11 protein-coding genes and 4 pseudogenes are annotated in these 16,623 nt (G+C 53.5%); all 15 read left to right on the plus strand.

Annotated elements, in window-relative coordinates:
* Nucleotides 1-641 (plus strand): ABC transporter permease (locus CPT76_RS29245; protein WP_146116472.1); only part of this gene is annotated, 641 nt, incomplete at its 5' end.
* Nucleotides 608-1,636, plus strand: a complete 1,029-nt coding sequence (locus tag CPT76_RS29250; protein ID WP_105445376.1) for an ABC transporter ATP-binding protein — start codon at nt 608-610, stop codon at nt 1,634-1,636. The genes CPT76_RS29245 and CPT76_RS29250, both read left to right, overlap by 34 nt.
* A complete protein-coding gene (locus CPT76_RS29255) occupies nt 1,629-2,633 on the plus strand; it encodes an ABC transporter ATP-binding protein (RefSeq protein ID WP_105445377.1) in 1,005 nt (334 codons plus the stop codon). Before CPT76_RS29250 ends, CPT76_RS29255 begins: the two co-directional genes overlap by 8 nt.
* 364 nt (nt 2,634-2,997) lie before the next feature.
* Complete coding sequence (locus CPT76_RS29260; protein ID WP_105445378.1) at nt 2,998-4,017, plus strand: LCP family protein; 1,020 nt, start codon at nt 2,998-3,000, stop codon at nt 4,015-4,017.
* 423 nt (nt 4,018-4,440) lie between these two features.
* Nucleotides 4,441-4,894, plus strand: a pseudogene (locus tag CPT76_RS29265) (CBS domain-containing protein).
* A 356-nt stretch (nt 4,895-5,250) separates the two neighbouring features.
* Nucleotides 5,251-5,553 carry a MazG-like family protein gene (locus CPT76_RS29270; RefSeq protein WP_076172449.1) on the plus strand — a complete coding sequence of 101 codons (303 nt, stop codon included), beginning with the start codon at nt 5,251-5,253 and terminating at the stop codon, nt 5,551-5,553.
* Between the two features lie 11 nt (nt 5,554-5,564).
* Nucleotides 5,565-6,476, plus strand: a complete 912-nt coding sequence (locus CPT76_RS29275; protein WP_234489821.1) for a DUF2232 domain-containing protein — start codon at nt 5,565-5,567, stop codon at nt 6,474-6,476.
* A 10-nt stretch (nt 6,477-6,486) separates the two neighbouring features.
* Nucleotides 6,487-8,345, plus strand: a pseudogene (locus CPT76_RS42335) (DHH family phosphoesterase).
* Nucleotides 8,342-8,785 (plus strand): 50S ribosomal protein L9, encoded by a 444-nt coding sequence (rplI, locus tag CPT76_RS29285; protein WP_076172443.1) that lies wholly within the window; start codon nt 8,342-8,344, stop codon nt 8,783-8,785. The pseudogene CPT76_RS42335 and the gene rplI overlap by 4 nt, the downstream one beginning before the upstream one ends.
* Before the next feature lies 1 nt (nt 8,786).
* Nucleotides 8,787-10,148, plus strand: a complete 1,362-nt coding sequence (gene dnaB, locus CPT76_RS29290) for a replicative DNA helicase (protein WP_105445379.1) — start codon at nt 8,787-8,789, stop codon at nt 10,146-10,148.
* A gap of 350 nt (nt 10,149-10,498) precedes the next feature.
* Complete coding sequence (locus CPT76_RS29295) at nt 10,499-11,779, plus strand: adenylosuccinate synthase (RefSeq protein ID WP_105445380.1); 1,281 nt, start codon at nt 10,499-10,501, stop codon at nt 11,777-11,779.
* Between the two features lie 497 nt (nt 11,780-12,276).
* Entirely contained in the window at nt 12,277-13,017 is a 741-nt protein-coding gene (locus CPT76_RS29300; RefSeq protein WP_105445381.1) for a hypothetical protein, read from the plus strand.
* 246 nt (nt 13,018-13,263) lie between these two features.
* On the plus strand, nt 13,264-14,835 hold the full coding sequence (locus tag CPT76_RS29305; RefSeq protein ID WP_105445382.1) for a peptidoglycan DD-metalloendopeptidase family protein: 1,572 nt from the start codon (nt 13,264-13,266) through the stop codon (nt 14,833-14,835).
* Between the two features lie 145 nt (nt 14,836-14,980).
* A pseudogene (locus CPT76_RS29310) lies at nt 14,981-15,569 on the plus strand (winged helix-turn-helix domain-containing protein); the annotation flags it as partial.
* Nucleotides 15,570-16,623: pseudogene (locus CPT76_RS29315) on the plus strand (HAMP domain-containing protein); the annotation flags it as partial.

Genomic DNA, 16,623 nt, shown 5'->3' on the forward strand with positions numbered 1-16,623 from the left:
CCGTCGCGGCCATTTCCGTCATCATCGGAACATTGGTCGGCGCGATTTCCGGCTTCTTCGGCGGCTGGATCGATACGATCTTCATGCGTCTGATTGACGTCATGAACTCGATACCGACGCTGTTCCTAAACATTTTGGTTATGGCGATTTTCGGAACGAAAATCCAATATATGATCATGATATTGGCCTTTACAAGCTGGATGGGCGTGGCCCGACTCGTTCGCGGTACGTACCTGCAGCTTCGTGAAATGCAGTACGTGGAAGCTGCCCGCGCCATCGGCGTTTCCAAGACAGGTATTATTTTCAGGCATTTGCTTCGTAACGCAAGCTTTCCGATTATCGTAAACGCCACCCTGATGGTAGGGGGCGCGATTCTTTCCGAGTCCGGATTGTCCTACCTGGGTCTGGGTATCCAGGCACCGGCCACAAGCTGGGGACTTATGCTGAGCAACTCGCAAGAGTTTATGCTGATTGACCCGTTGCAGGCCATTTATCCAGGGGTTTGTATCCTGGCGGTCGTGCTTGCCGTCAACTTCATCGGCGACGGTATCCGCGATGCGATGGACCCTAGACAGAAGAAGAAGATTTCCCGGAGGAGGCTGGACAAATGGCGGAAAAACTACTCGAAATCCGGAATCTGACCACGGCATTTATGTCCGAGAATGGTTTCGTCAAGGCGACGGACCGGATCTCACTCAATATCGAAAAAGGACAGACGCTCTGCCTCGTCGGCGAGTCCGGCAGCGGAAAAAGTGTTACCTCTTTATCCATCATGCGTCTGATAGATTATGCAGGGGGCAGTATACTGGAAGGTAACATCCGGTTTAATGGCGACGACCTTGCAACTAAAGAGCAGGACCAGATGAGATCGATCCGCGGCAACAAGATCGCGATGATTTTTCAGGACCCGATGTCTGCGCTTAACCCCGTCTTTACCGTGGGTGAGCAGATCGCGGAGAGCCTGCGTCTGCATCAGAACAAGAGCCACAGCGAAGCCTGGAAAGAAGCGATCGAACTGCTTCGTCTGGTAGGTATTCCGGCTCCGGAAATGCGAGCCAAGCAGTATCCGCACGAACTGTCGGGCGGTATGTGTCAGCGCGTCGTCATCGCGGTGGCACTGGCCTGCAAACCGGAGCTCTTGATCGCGGACGAACCGACGACCGCATTGGACGTGACGGTACAGGCACAGATTCTGGAACTGCTTATGAAACTGAAAGAAGAACTCGGTATGGCGATTCTGCTGATCACACATGATATGGGTGTGGCTGCCGAGGTGGCTGACCATATAGCCGTTATGTATGCGGGCTCGATCGTCGAGAAGGGTACGGTTGAAGAGATTTTCTCGAACCCTTCCCACCCATACACGGTTGGTCTGCTGCAGTCCATTCCGGGATTTGAAGGTAAACGCGGCAACGAATTGTACACGATCAAGGGCACCATCCCTGGTCTGGGCAACCTGCCGAAAGGTTGCCGGTTCAACCCGCGCTGTCCGCATGTGATGGATAAATGCCGTCAGGTAGAGCCGGGCGATATCCAGATTGGTGCAGAACACAGCACGAAGTGCTGGTTGTACGAAGACAAGGATCGTAATGGAGTTTCGGTAAGCGGTGGAATAGGGGGAAATGCCAATGGCTAAGAACTTGATCGAAGTAGAGCACGTGAAGAAGTATTTCCCTATCCATAAAGGACTGCTGAACCGCGTTGTGGGCAACGTCAAAGCGGTCGACGATGTGTCCATTACGATCCGCGAAGGCGAAACCTTTGGACTCGTAGGCGAGTCCGGCTGTGGCAAGTCAACGCTGGGCCGGGTCATTTTACGGCTGCAGAACGCTACTGCTGGTGCTGTTAAATTTAACGGGCGCGATATTCATTCCATGGGCTCCAAGGAATTGAACAAAATGCGCGAGGAAATGCAAATTATTTTCCAGGATCCGTTCGGTTCCCTGAACCCGCGCTTCCTGGTCAAGGATATTATCGGCGAACCGCTGAAGGTCCATACGAAGATGTCTGCGTCGCAGATCGAAAAACGCGTCATTGAGCTGATGGAGCTGGTCGGTTTGGACGCTTCGCGTCGGAACCGTTATCCGCATGAATTTTCCGGCGGTCAGCGCCAGCGGATCGGGATTGCCCGAGCCATCGCGCTGAATCCGAAATTCATCGTGGCCGACGAAGCAGTATCGGCGCTTGACGTGTCGGTCCAGTCGCAGGTCATCAACCTGCTGATGAAGCTGCAGCGCGAAATGGGCCTAACGTTTCTGTTCATCGCCCACGGCCTGAACGTCGTCCGGCATATTTCTGACCGCGTCGGCGTCATGTACCTCGGTAAAATGGTTGAGATCGGCGAAACGGAAACGCTGTACGCCAACCCGCTGCATCCTTACACCGCTGCGCTTCTGTCCGCGATTCCGAAGCCGACGCCAACGAAGAAACGCAACCGGATCGTCCTTCAGGGCGATGTGCCGTCTCCGGCCAATCCACCGTCCGGCTGCCGTTTCCATCCACGCTGCCCGTTTGCTCAGGAGAAATGCAGCCAAGTGGAACCGGCCCTGACGGAAGTGCTTCCTGGGCGCCAGGTTGCCTGCCACTTCCCGATCGGCGTGGAAGGCGGTTCGGACCTGAACAGCCTGAAGTAATATTGTATTCGATGATTAGAGCTCATATGCTGCGTATACAGGATGGATTGGGGTCCTTCTGAGCGTTCCATATACAGCCCTGCCTGCGGTGTTCAGCCGAGGCGGGGCTTTTTTTGAGGGAAGAAAACAGCTTGGAAATATCCTCTTTCCGGTAACACTGTTACCTTTTTAAGGTTTTCTTTTGTTTCGTTTGCGTTTACAATGTAAATGTCGTTTGGCTGTGACTTTATACCCAAATGGCAGCGGGCAAGCTTGTGCGTCAAGCCTTCGCCCCTCGTGTAAATATAGAAGGGAGGGATGGAAGTACAGGCGCGACCTGGCTATAATTCATTTTTTATTCTAAATTTAAAGAAGGAATCCCTTAATGAAAAAGAGAACAAAAACATATATAACGTTAACTGTGATTTTGCTGCTTCTGGCCGGAGGGGCTTATCTCTTCCGCAAGCAGCTCGCAGTCATGGCCTTTGACCTGTTCCTGTCCAAGCAAGTGGAAAGCTCGCTGCAGAAATCGTATCAGCCGTTGACGTCCCAGGACAACGTGCCGAGCAAGCCGGTGGAGAAGATTGCGTACCAAAGCAAGCCGTTCTCGGTGCTGCTGCTCGGATCCGACCAGCGTGACAACGAACCGTCGCGTTCGGATACGATCATTTATTCGGTCGTACGTCCAAAGGATTCCAAGGTGCTGCTCATTTCGATTCCGCGGGACACGTATACAGAGATTGTCGGCAAAGGTAAAAAAGATAAAATTACCCATGCGTATGCCTTTGGAGGTCAGCAGATGTCCAAGGATACCGTCGAGGCGTTCCTGGACCACGATATCAATTATTATGCCACCATCAATTTCAAAGGTCTGAAGGACGCGGTTGATGCGCTGGGCGGCGTGGAGCTGCCGATCGGCAAAGATATTGTCAACAAAGGCAAGGATCATGAGAAATTTACGGTCAAAGCCAATAAGCCTATTTACAGCGGTGAAGAAGCGCTCAACTATGTGCGCTACCGGGAGGACAGCGATTTTAACCGGACGAAGCGCCAGCAGGTCTTTTTGGATGCGGTGGCCAACCGGATGCTGAACCTGAATCAAATTTCCAAAATTCCGGAGCTGCTCGAAATTATGGGTGACAATTTCAAAACCGATATGCAGCCCAATTTCATTATCAATTTAGCGAAACAAGTGCTGGCCGGTGATAAGGCTGAGATGACTGCCTATACCATCATGGGTGAGGGCATGAAGATTGACGGCGTTTATTATGATGATCCGATCAAGAAGGATGTGCAGAACGCCAAGAAGCTGATCGACAGCTGGGAGAATCCGGACACCCCTTCGGATCAGTTGTTGACGCCGGATATGTTGGATAAGAAGGAAGAAACGACTGCTGTAAAGTAACAAAAACGTTTATCGACGAATGTTCTAAGAAGCCAGACCGCGTTTAGCGGAAGTTTTTCTTGCGATATAAGGATGCTGAGTCCCCGAAGATTAAGCTTTCTTATATCTAAAACAAAACGTTTATCGACGAATGTTCTAAGAAGCCAGACCGCGTTTAGCGGAAGTTTTTCTTGCGATATAAGGATGCTGAGTCTTCGAAGATTAAGCTTTCTTATATCAAAAAAGCGTGCCTGCTGGCTCGCATATAGAGAAAACCAAACCGCAACAAGCAGCAGTGCGCATTTTGCGGGATCAGAAATGCGGGGCATGATCGGCAGCCACAGGTTCGGCTGCTGATTTTGTGTCCCTACTGAGACATTGGGCGGTTTGAAACGTATGGAGTTAGGGGAACCTTGAAAAAGGGTAAGAGGAGGATCAATTTTCATGAATATAGCGTTTTTTTCTGCTCCCTAAACAGGAAGTGGTCAGTGTTACCATGGACTCCACGCTGCGGCAAACGCTGGAACGGATGGAGTATCACAGGTATACGGCCGTACCGATCGTCGGGAAGAACGGGGAATATGCAGGAACGGTCACGGAAGGCGATCTGCTCTGGTATATGAAGAATTCCGGCGGAAAGGTGACGTTCGAGAATACGTCCAAATTTCTGCTGAAGGAAGTTCCGCTCAAAGTGCATAATAAGCCGGTGTCCATCGACGCCAATATGGAAGATCTGATTAATTTGGCGAAAGTGCAGAACTTCGTGCCGGTGGTGGATGATATGAACCGGTTTATCGGCATCGTGCGCAGAAGCCAGATTATCGAATACTGCGAGAAGTTCGTCTCCAGAGAATCCAAAGCTTCGGAGGAGACCAAGGCATCCATAGAGACCCGCTAATCCGCTGGTTTGAGGAAGCTGGGCAAAGATTTTGAATAAGCAATGGCAAAAGACCTGCTTGGATTGAGATGTACGGGATGGCAGGTCTTTTTTGCCTTATCATTTATTCATTTATCCGTTCGTAGGCAGGAACATAGGCAGAGGTTAATAACGCCACTTTGCTGGATGTTTGCCGCCGTTTTAGGCCAGGGGGGCTTTTCGTGAGAGGCTATTATTTATGCTATAATGGAGAATAAAGCTTTTTCATCAAAAAAAGGCGTATTTGCTGATATTGGGCCGCCGAAGAGAAACCGAATAGGCATCGGAGGATAAAGCCCCACATCGTGGGGTTATTTAAGGGAGTGTGACCTAGAGGCATGCCAAAGGATTTGGATGTAGCCAAACGTGCTAAAGTTATTGAATGGCTGAAAACCGAAGTCGTAGACCACGTATCCCGTCTTTTCAAAGCCTTGTGGGAAGGCAGCACCACCCGGGTGGGTGACAGTCTCGCCAGCTTGATTATGAGCTCTTACATACTGGCCCGCAGGCTCGGCATGTCCTACCGGGACATGGATGATCTGCTGCTCGACAAATTGAAGAAGCATAAACAGGAAGGTCACCAGCTTGAAGATTGGTACCAGGATATTTCCGCGCTGGAAGAACATATGCGTAAGAGGTGAACACATTGAAAATGCGCTGGACGTCGGTAGTCTGGAGTGTCGTCTATTTGCTCCTGCTGCTATCTTTACTATCTCCCTTCTCGATTGTGACCGTCTTTTTTCTCATCCTGCCGGCCGCAATCCTATTCACAACACTTAACGTCAAATCGTTCATACTGCATGTGCTCCCGGTTTGGCTGATTGCCTACCTTGTACATCCGGTGTATTTGCTGCTCGCCGTTTATTTTATGATTCCTGCCCTGATTATGGGGCGGGCTTACAAGAGAAGGGTGCCGGCTATACGCACATTAATGCTGGGTGCGGGTACCATTCTGGCGGAACTGCTGCTCCTGCTGTTGGTCGGAACGGCGTTCTTCCACTTTGATCTGTCCAGCTATGTCCATGACATTGTCAAAATGACGATGTCTCCGCTGCGTGATGTGGGCGGAAGCAACCCGCTGATTTCGGATATGGCCTGGTCTCCCGAGGAGATGCAGATGGTAAGCGACGCCACGGTGCAAATGATTCCTTTTGCCATGATAGTCAGTTCCTTTATGATGGCGGTGATCACGCACGCGCTTGCTCGTCCGATCATGGACAGCATGGGCTTCTCTGTTCCAAGGCTGAAGCCGGCCCGCGAGTGGATGCTGCCGAGATCCCTGATCTGGTATTATCTGATTGGTGTCATTATTGAAATTTTCGCAAGCGGATCAAAGAACAGCTTTCTCGACATGATTGCCGCGAACTTGCTGCCGCTTCTGCATATTTGCTTTATGATTCAAGCGTTTGGCTTCTTCTTCTTTTTGGGGCACAAGCGAAAATGGCATCCCGTCATCCCGCTGCTGTTCGCGATTCCCATTCTGCTGTTCCCGCCGATGCGGATTATCGGCATTCTGGATCTTGCATTTCCGCTTCGTCAATTTATGACCAAATCAAAACGTTAGGGTGGGTGTCATGCCTAAATTTCTACAGAAACGCTGGCACGGCTATTATACCGTCTGGGCGTTTGCGCTGATGCTGGTTCTGGTCATTATTGTGACCCGGTATAACTGGGCGCTGGGAATCGTCAGCCTCTGCCTTGTCGTCGCGCTCTGCTATGCGGTGCTGAAGAAGGAAATGGACTTCCGCAAAAAACTGCTTGAATACATCAACGGCCTCTCCTTCCGGGTGAAACGGGTCGAAGGGGAAGCCATCAATACGCTGCCCTTTGGGATCGTGCTGTACAGCGAGGACCGCGTGGTTGAATGGAATAACCGGTTCGTCTGTACCATGTTCGGTCAAAAATCGCTTGTGGGCGCTAGCCTATCCGAGCTGTTTCCTGATCTGATGCCGCTGCTTGCCGAGAAAAGGGACGGCGGCCGGGAAGCGCATAAGGACGGGCCCAAGGAGATCGAGACGGAAATCCAGGTGGGCGAGCTGCACTATCATTTGATCCTGAACACCGATGAGCGGCTGATCTATCTGTACGACGTAACGGAGATGGTCGTGCTCCGGGAGAAATACGAGGCCGAGAAGCTGGCGATCGGCATTATTATGATGGATAACCTGGACGAAGCGGCCCAGGGCATGGATGACCAGCAGCGCACGTCGCTCATTGCGAAGGTGACCAGCGAAATCACGGAATGGGCGAAGCATTACGAAGTGTATCTGCGGCGCTTGTCGTCCGACCGGTATTTAATGATGCTGAACTATAGATCGCTACAGGAGCTGGAGAAAAGCCGCTTTGTCATTCTTGACGAGGTCCGCGAAATGACCGCGGAGCTGAAAGTACCGATGACGCTGAGCATCGGGCTGGGCTTTGGCCCCGACAGCATCAGCGAGCTGGGCGAGCTGGCGCAGTCGTCGCTCGACATGGCGCTCGGGCGCGGCGGCGACCAGGCGGCCGTCAAGGCCGGCCAGCGGCTGTCTTTCTACGGCGGCAAGTCCAACGCCGTCGAGAAGCGCACGCGGGTCCGGGCGCGCGTCATCGCGCATGCACTGCGCGACCTGATGCAGGAGAGCGACAAGGTGTTCATTATGGGGCACAAGATGCCAGATATGGACGTCATCGGAGCCTCCATCGGCGTGCTGAACCGCACAGCCTGCTGGTCGTGGTGGACACGCACAAGGCGTCCATGACAATCGAACCGAAGCTGGTTCATCACGCCAGCCGGGTCGTCGTGGTCGACCATCACCGCCGCGGCGAAGAATTCATTAACGACGCCGTGCTCGTGTACATGGAGCCGTACGCTTCATCCGCTTGTGAGCTGGTGACGGAGCTGCTGCAGTATATCCATGAGAAAATCCAGCTCACGCCGCTGGAAGCGACCATGCTGCTGGCCGGGATTACGGTGGATACGAAGCATTTTGCGCTGCATACCGGTTCCCGGACATTTGAGGCGGCAGGCTTCCTCCGCCGGAGCGGAGCGGATACGATCCAGATCCAGCGGATGCTGAAGGAAGACCTGCAGGAATATCTGGCAAAGTCAGATATCATTAAGCGTGCTAAAATGGTATATGATCATATCGCTCTGGCCGTAACGGATCCGGGAACGGTCATCCCGCAGCTGCTCATTGCGCAGGTGGCGGATACGCTGCTGAACATGACGGATGTGGTGGCCTCCTTCGTGATCAGTGAACGTCCGGACGGGTTGATCGGGATCAGCGCCCGTTCCTTCGGGAAGATGAACGTGCAGGTCGTGATGGAGCGCCTCGGCGGCGGAGGCCATCTGACCAATGCTGCCGTGCAGCTGAAGGGCACCGTCAAGGAAGCGGAGGCCCAGCTGCTCGAAGTTCTTGCACAAATTGAGGAGAAAGAGGGGTTGTTCGAATGAAAGTCATTTTTATCAAGGATGTTAAGGGTCAAGGCAAAAAAGGGGACATTAAAGATATATCGGAAGGCTACGCAACGAATTTCCTTATTCCGCGCGGTCTCGCCCGTGTGGCAACCGAGGGTAACATGAAGACGCTGGAGAACCAGAACGCGGCCGAGCAGAAGCGCAAGGAGCAGGAGAAAGAGGAAGCACAGGTTCTCGGCAAAAAATTGGAAGAGATGACCGTACAGCTTAAAGCGAAAGCCGGGGAAGGCGGACGGCTGTTCGGGGCCATCACGAGCAAGCAAATCGCGGATGCACTTTCGCAGCAAGGCATCAAGATCGACAAACGAAAGATCGAATTGGATGAGCCGATCCGGACATTGGGCGTGACGCAGATGACCGTGAAGCTTCATCCGGATGTCAAAGCTACGCTGAAGGTCCAGGTCACGGAGGAATAAGATGGGCGGAGAGCTCTTTTTCGACCGGATTCCCCCGCAAAATCTGGAGGCGGAGCAGGCGGTTCTAGGTGCGATTCTGCTGCAGAGCGAGGCTATGATCACCGCGATGGAGCGGGTTTCACCCGAGGATTTCTACGATGTGCCGCATCAGCTGATTTATGAGGCGATGATCCAGCTTGGAGAAGAGAACCAGCCGATTGATCTCATTACCTTAACCTCGCGTCTGCAGGACAAGGGACAGCTGGAAGAAATCGGGGGCGTCAGCTACCTGGCGAAGCTGGCACATGCGGTGCCGACAGCGGCCAATGTGGAGTATTACGCTCAGATCATCGAAGAGAAATCCATGCTGCGGCGGCTCATCCGCACAGCGACGCAGATCGTCAGCGAAGGCTACACCGGCGGCGAAGACGTATCCGGCATGCTGAGCGACGCCGAGCGGCGCATCCTGGAGATTTCCAACCGGCGCAGCGGCAGCGGCTTTGTCGCCATCCGCGACGTGCTGATGGAAGTGTTCGAGCGCGTTGAGGTGCTGCACCAGCAGAGCGGAAGCACCACCGGCATACCGACAGGCTTTGTCGATTTGGACCGGATGACGAATGGCTTCCAGCGTTCCGACTTGATTATCGTGGCCGCCCGTCCTTCCGTCGGCAAGACGGCATTTGCCCTGAACATCGCCCAGAACGTGGCGGTGCGTGCGAAAGAAACGGTCGCGATCTTCAGTCTGGAGATGTCAGCGCCCCAGCTCGTCAACCGGATGATCTGTGCCGAAGCCAACCTGGATGCCAACCTGATGCGTACCGGTGATTTCAAGACCGATGAGGATTGGGCCAAGCTGACCATGGGGATCGCTTCCCTGGCGGAGGCCGAAATTTACATCGATGATACACCAGGCATTACCGTTGCGGATATCCGCTCCAAGTGCCGCCGTCTGAAGAAGGAGAAAGGGCTCGGGATGATCGTAATCGACTACCTGCAGCTGATCCAGGGACGTGGCAAAGCCGGCGAGAACCGCCAGCAGGAAGTATCCGAAATTTCCCGTACACTGAAACAGATCGCGCGTGAGCTCAGCGTACCGGTTATCGCTCTGTCCCAGCTCAGCCGGGGCGTAGAGCAGCGGCAGGACAAGCGTCCGATGATGAGTGACCTTCGTGAGTCGGGTTCCATCGAGCAGGATGCCGATATCGTTGCGTTCCTGTACCGCGACGACTACTATAACCAGGAGACGGAGAAGAAAAATATCATCGAGATCATTATCGCCAAGCAGCGTAACGGTCCGGTGGGCACCGTCGAACTGGTCTTCATGAAGAATTTCAATAAGTTCGTCAATTACGAGCGGACGCACACCGACGCATTCGCGATGTAGCGAAGCCGGCGATGATGTTCGCGAGAACAGATAGATAGATCCAATCGATCTTATAAATGGTTATCCATATTTTTAAGAATGCTTGTCTTATTTCCGAACAATTGTACTTTAGTTAGTGCAATTGTTCGTTTTTTATTTGACTTTAAAAATGGGGACTGTTACACTGGTAATGCTGCTTTAGCACAGTCCAGCGCTCGTCTCATGGAGGGGGACACTGGAACGTGTGAGGGTTTTACATGCCCTTTGACAATGGCAGTTTTGTAATGGTGCATAATCATACTTGCAGGTAAACATAATGAAATAAGCTTGTAATTAAAATGCGGTGGTACACACCAAGCGGGGGAATGAACATGTCAACAGTAGTCGTTGTGGGAACACAATGGGGAGACGAGGGCAAAGGCAAGATTACGGATTATCTTGCGGAAAGCGCCGATGTGGTGGCCCGGTATCAAGGCGGCAACAATGCCGGTCATACCATTCTGATTGACGGTAAAAAATATAAGCTCAGCCTGATTCCATCCGGCGTATTTTATTCCGATAAAATTTGCGTCATCGGCAACGGGATGGTGATCAACCCGGCGGCACTGCTCGAAGAGATCCAATACATTCACGACAACGGATTTAAGACGGACAATCTGAGAATCAGCGATCGCGCGCATGTCATTATGCCGTATCACATGGTGCTGGACGGTCTGGAAGAAGACCGCAAAGGGCCGAACAAGATCGGCACGACCCGGAAAGGGATCGGCCCATGCTACATGGACAAGGCGGCTCGTAACGGCATCCGGATTTCCGATCTGATGGATCCCGAGGAGTTCGAACTCAAGCTCCGCCATTTGATGAAAGAGAAGAACCAGGTCATCGAAATGTACGGCGGGGAGCCGCTGGACGTCGAGGAGGTGCTGAAGCAGTACCTGGACTATGCGGAGCAGATCCGGAAGTACGTTACCGATACCTCGGTCGTCCTGAACGACGCGATCGACGAAGACCGCAAGGTGCTGTTTGAAGGCGCGCAAGGGGTCATGCTGGACATTGACCAAGGCACATATCCATATGTTACTTCGTCCAACCCGTCCGCGGGCGGCGTATGTATCGGTTCCGGTGTCGGCCCGTCCAAAATTCAGCAGGTCATCGGCGTGGCCAAGTCCTATACGACCCGTGTAGGCGACGGACCATTCCCGACCGAGCTGAACAACGAGATCGGCGATTATATCCGGGAAAAGGGCCATGAGTACGGCACCGTAACCGGTCGTGCGCGCCGTGTCGGCTGGTTTGACAGCGTCGTGGTTCGCCACGCCCGCCGTGTCAGCGGCCTGACAGGACTGTCGCTGAACTCCTTGGACGTGCTTACAGGTCTCGATACGGTTAAAATCTGCACCGGATACAAATACCGTGGGGAAATTATCACCCACTACCCGTCGAGCCTGAAAATGCTGGGCGAATGCGAAGCGGTGTACGAAGAAATGCCGGGCTGGCACGAAGATATTTCCGGCGCGAAGACGCTGGACGATCTGCCGGAAACGACACGCAACTACGTTAACCGCGTATCTGAGCTTACAGGCATTCCGATTGCCATCTTCTCGGTAGGACGCAACCGGAACCAGACCAATCAGGTATTGCCGATCTATTAATCAGTAATCAGCGTACAATAGCCTGGAAGCAGGCGAATAGATATCCGTTTTGATCGATGAGGTCACCTTAACGCCAAGTGCGTCAGGGTGGCCTTTTTTTGAGATGTTCGAGAGTATATAAACTTTGTGGAGTCTGCGTAAAAGTATCTGGAATAAGCATCGAAGCATAAGCCCCACTTTGTTGGGGCTATTTTGCGTACCGCAGGATTGAATCCTCCGCTTCCCGTCAATACTGCTAGATATATAGATTGAATTGAAATTTTACTGAAAGTTTTCAGTTCATTCTATTGAGCAGCGCCGTTTCATAGAGTTCGGCGGCCGTGACTTTGATAGAGTCGGAACGGTGCAGAGTGGGGGCGGCCTAGCCCGTAGCGATTACGCTCTAATAACAGACAATCATACGTATTGGCATGGATAGGTCGTCACAAAGAATAACGGCTGGAATGCCGGAAAACAGCCCGGATATGAGACGGGAAGGGCAAAGGAGGAGGTGCGCCATGAAGATTGCGCAATGGCTGCTTAAAACGGTGCTGACTGTGGTGCTGATCAGCGGCCTGACGGTACTTACGACGGGAGCTGTCGTGAATATGTATGTCCAATCGCTGCTGGCCAGCTTTAACATTCAGTTGGAGGGCCAGCCGACGGGCATTGGTGGCATGATGAAGGGAATGCTGGGTTTGAACACCACCAAGGAGAAGGAGCCCGATAAAGAGGCGGCCAGCACGGCTCATGCGGCGGACGACAGCAAGTCGACGGATGGAAGCACGACTACGGCAGAAACCGGAACAGGCAGCACGGAGGAAGCGGGAGAAACGGCCGGAGCCGGGTCCCAGACTGGAACCAACGCTGGTGAGGCGGGATCGGGGAGCGGGAGCACGGCCGGTACGGAGACGGGAGGAACTGCGGACGCCGAGGGCGCGGATGCATCGGACGACGCACTGCCCGTTATGGGGCAGGGTCTAAGCGAATCAGCCATGGGCAGCCAGTCCGCAGCCGATCAGCAGGTCGTCATCAGCCCGGACGAAATGATCCAGAAGAAAGAAGAGCTGACTGCAACGGAGAAGGAGCAGATTTTTAACATTTTGATGAAAAAGCTGCCGCAATCGGAAATGCAAAAAATTTCGGCCGCCATGGAGGACGGCCTGACCGAGCAAGAATTATCGACAATAGAAGACACGATCTCCAAGTATTTGACGAAGGAAGAATATGCCGCGCTTAGTAAACTGCTGGAGCAATAGACAGCTGGAAACACTGGGCGATCAAACCCAACGGAGGAAGTTGTAACCTTTTAACGAATTAAAGCAACGCAATCCACATATAGGTAAATAACACAAACCCGCGCCGGACGCGGGTTTTTTGCTGTGCGCCGAGAGTTGAATTGTTTGTAAACGTTGTGTTAAAGTATAGATTGTGTTAAAAGGTATCAAAATTTTAACTTTTTCGTCATTTTTGAAAAAGCATACAAAGCAAACAAGGAGAGAGTTATGAAGGGTTTTAAGGGTAACCGCTGGACGGAGAATAATCAAGCTTCGACAAATTCCGCGCAACTCTCCGGAAAGCAGGATGAACATCAGCATATGGGCGCTGCGACGCCTGGAACCGAATCCCAAGGGCGGAAATGGAGCGCTACACGGAAATGGATTGCGGGTACGGCCGGTGCGGTCATCGTGATCGCTGGACTTGTGTATGCAGGCAATCAGTACGTCAATGCCAATGTGGTCCCGTATTATCATGTCCTTGTACATAATCAGGAAATCGGGACGGTCAAGGATCCCTCTCAAATCGATAAGCTGTTCAGCCAGAAGCAGCAGGAATATCAAGATAAATATCCGGGTGTGGAGATGGTGCTCCAGACGGACGGCATCACGACGAAGGTCGAGAAGGCGTTTCAGGCCAAGCCTGATACGGATAACACGCTCAAGAAGCTGGACGGTATGCTTAAGGCATATGCCGAAGGTGTGGAGCTGAAAGTAAACGGCAAGGTCGTCGGGATCGTGAAGGACCAGGCCACGGTGGATGCCGCATTGGAACAGGCGCAGATGAAGTTCGCGCCGAAGGCTGTGGTCACTGCGGCCAGCGGGAAGGACAAGGCGGAAACGAAGCTGAAGAAGATGGCAGCTACCACCTCCTCGGCGAAAGCCGCGAATACACCGGGAGCTTCGGCTCAAAAGGTGTCGATTAAGGAGAAAGTAACTGTAGCGCCGGTCAAGGCTGACCCGAACAAAGTGCTGACCGCTGCGGAGGCAGCCAAGCTGCTGACGACGGGGCAGGAAGCGCCGCTAGTGTACACGGTGGAGGAAGGCGATACGATCAGCACGATCGCGAGCCAGTTCAAGATCAGCCAGAAGGAGATCTACAGCAACAATCCGGGTGTGAAGGAAAAGTACCTGCAGATCGGCGATCAGCTGAAGCTGACCGTACCGAAGCCGCCAATTACGGTGAAGACGGTCGAGAAGGTGACTGAACAGGTATCGACTGCGCCGGAAATCGAAATCCGCAAGAGCAAGGAACTGCCGGCCGGCAAGACTAAGGTCGTTCGGCCCGGACAGGAAGGCCTGAAGGTGATGACCTATCAGGTGACGAAGGAGAACGGAAAGGTCATCAGCGAGCAGTGGCTCGGACAAACGGTCGTGAAGTCTTCGCTCAAAGAGGTCGTCCTGCAGGGAACGAAAGTTCCGGGCAGGGGCTCCGGACAGTTCGCCTGGCCGGTGAGCGGCCATATCATATCCAGCTCCTACGGAACCCGCTGGGGCAAGATGCATAAGGGCATCGACATGGTATCCGGCAACCGGACGATCATGGCGGCTGACGACGGCACGGTAACCTTTACGGGTCAAATCAGCGGCTACGGCAACGCCATCATCATCAGTCACGGCAACGGCTATGAAACGCTGTACGGACATTTGAACAGCATCTCGGTTCACAGCGGTCAAAAAGTAAGCCAAGGCGAAAAAATCGGCATCATGGGCAGCACCGGGCATTCGACCGGCACCCACCTGCATTTTGAGATCCACAAGAACGGTTCGATTCAGAACCCGATGAAATATTTGAACTGAGTTGGGCTGCGGTAAGGTTTAGCACAAGATCATAACCGGATACAGCTATCATATATTTATATTCAAAGCATGGTCTCTTGAGGGAGGCCGTGCTTTTTTTAGTGGGATGGCGGAGGTTTGCAAGAAATTTTCATGAAAAGGAAGGATGATGCTGCTGGATCTGATGCTGCCGGCAAGACGGCATGGACGTGTGCCGCGAGGTGCGCGCCGCCGGGATGGAGCTGCCGATCATTATGCTGACGGCCAAGGACGAGGAGATCGACAAGGTGCTGGGACTGGAGCTTGGGGCGGATGACTATGTCACCAAGCCGTTCAGCACGCGCGAGCTGCTGGCCCGGGTCAAGGCGCAGATGCGGCGCCAGAACAAACCGAGCGGTACGGAGGCGGCCGCCGCGCCTGCCGCGGAGACGCCAAAGCAGGGCGTGCAGCTGTTCGGCCTGTTTATCGATACGGATATGTATCTGGTGTACAAGGACGGCGAAGCGCTGGATCTGACGCACCGGGAGTACGAGCTGCTGTATTACTTGGCCAAAAATGCGGGCAAAGTCATGACACGGGAGCATCTGCTGCAGGCGGTATGGGGATTTGAATACTTCGGCGATGTCCGCACCGTCGATGTGACGATCCGGCGTCTGCGCGAGAAAATCGAGGAGAATCCGAGCAAGCCGGAATACATCCTTACCCGGAGGGGGCTTGGCTACGTCATGCGGAGTCCCAAAAACGGGGGCCTATAAATGAAATGGCCCTCCTTTTTCCGCACGATCCAGGCGAAGCTGATCATCATCTATGTGCTGCTAATCCTGATCGCGATGCAGCTGATCGGGGTGATTTTGTCAGCGCGATGAAAAATTCCCTGACCAGCAACTTTACGAAGGACCTGCAGGAGCGGGCGGAGCTGCTGTCGGTGCTTGCGGCGGATAAGCTGGGCGGCACCGGGGATACGGGAGAGAATAATCCGGTGGAGAGCCTGGGAGCAATCGTCAACAACCTGTTCAACCTGAACGGGGCGGAAATCCAGGTGCTTGACGCCAGCGGCAAGGTGCTGATCACGTCTTACCCTTCGCATGCCGACTATGTCGGGAAGAAGAACACGCAGACGGTCGTGAGCCGGGCGCTGCAGGGCATCAAGGACAACGAGGAATACGTCATCGATGAAGACAACGTGCGCAAGAAGGTCGTGGCGAAGCCGGTCATGAACAATGGGAAAATCGTCGGCGCCATCTACATCGTCGCTTCGATGAAGGAGCTGTACGATACGATGGGCCGGGTGAACAACATTTTTATTTCCGGGATCCTGCTGGCGCTGGGGATGACCTGCGTGCTCGGCGTCATTCTGGCTCATACGATCACTCACCCGATCAAGGAAATGACCAACCACGCCACCGCGGTGGCCGAGGGCAGCTTTGACCAGAAAATGCCCGTATTCGGCAACGATGAAATCGGCCAGCTCAGCGAGGCGTTCAACTATATGACTTCGCGGCTGCGCGAAGCGCTGATCCAGAACGAAGAGGAGAAAGAGAAGCTCGCTTCGATCCTGACGAACATGAGCGACGGCGTGATCGCCACGGACGAGGCCGGCAAGGTCATCCTGATGAACCGCCGCGCCGGGGCGATCCTTGGCGTGGACGAGGATGAGCTGGCCGGAAGCGATATCGCGCAAGTGCTGGGACTGACGCCGGAGCAGGCGGACACGTTCACGGAAGGAACGTACGTGACGATGCTGCTGCAGATCAGTCCGGAAGAGGAGAAGGAGAAATCGCGCCATTACATGGTGCGCGTGACCTTTTA

The sequence above is a fragment of the Paenibacillus sp. AR247 genome (assembly GCF_002968895.1).
Lineage (GTDB): Bacteria > Bacillota > Bacilli > Paenibacillales > Paenibacillaceae > Paenibacillus_AQ > Paenibacillus_AQ favisporus.

Excerpts from the sequence above, each read along its gene's own strand:
- CPT76_RS29250 (WP_105445376.1), top strand. The coding sequence starts at position 608 with ATGGCGGAAAAACTACTCGAAATCCGGAATCTGACCACGGCATTTATG.
- CPT76_RS29255 (WP_105445377.1), top strand. The coding sequence starts at position 1,629 with ATGGCTAAGAACTTGATCGAAGTAGAGCACGTGAAGAAGTATTTCCCT.
- CPT76_RS29260 (WP_105445378.1), top strand. The coding sequence starts at position 2,998 with ATGAAAAAGAGAACAAAAACATATATAACGTTAACTGTGATTTTGCTG.
- CPT76_RS29270 (WP_076172449.1), top strand. The coding sequence starts at position 5,251 with ATGCCAAAGGATTTGGATGTAGCCAAACGTGCTAAAGTTATTGAATGG.
- CPT76_RS29275 (WP_234489821.1), top strand. The coding sequence starts at position 5,565 with ATGCGCTGGACGTCGGTAGTCTGGAGTGTCGTCTATTTGCTCCTGCTG.
- rplI (WP_076172443.1), top strand. The coding sequence starts at position 8,342 with ATGAAAGTCATTTTTATCAAGGATGTTAAGGGTCAAGGCAAAAAAGGG.
- dnaB (WP_105445379.1), top strand. The coding sequence starts at position 8,787 with ATGGGCGGAGAGCTCTTTTTCGACCGGATTCCCCCGCAAAATCTGGAG.
- CPT76_RS29295 (WP_105445380.1), top strand. The coding sequence starts at position 10,499 with ATGTCAACAGTAGTCGTTGTGGGAACACAATGGGGAGACGAGGGCAAA.
- CPT76_RS29300 (WP_105445381.1), top strand. The coding sequence starts at position 12,277 with ATGAAGATTGCGCAATGGCTGCTTAAAACGGTGCTGACTGTGGTGCTG.
- CPT76_RS29305 (WP_105445382.1), top strand. The coding sequence starts at position 13,264 with ATGAAGGGTTTTAAGGGTAACCGCTGGACGGAGAATAATCAAGCTTCG.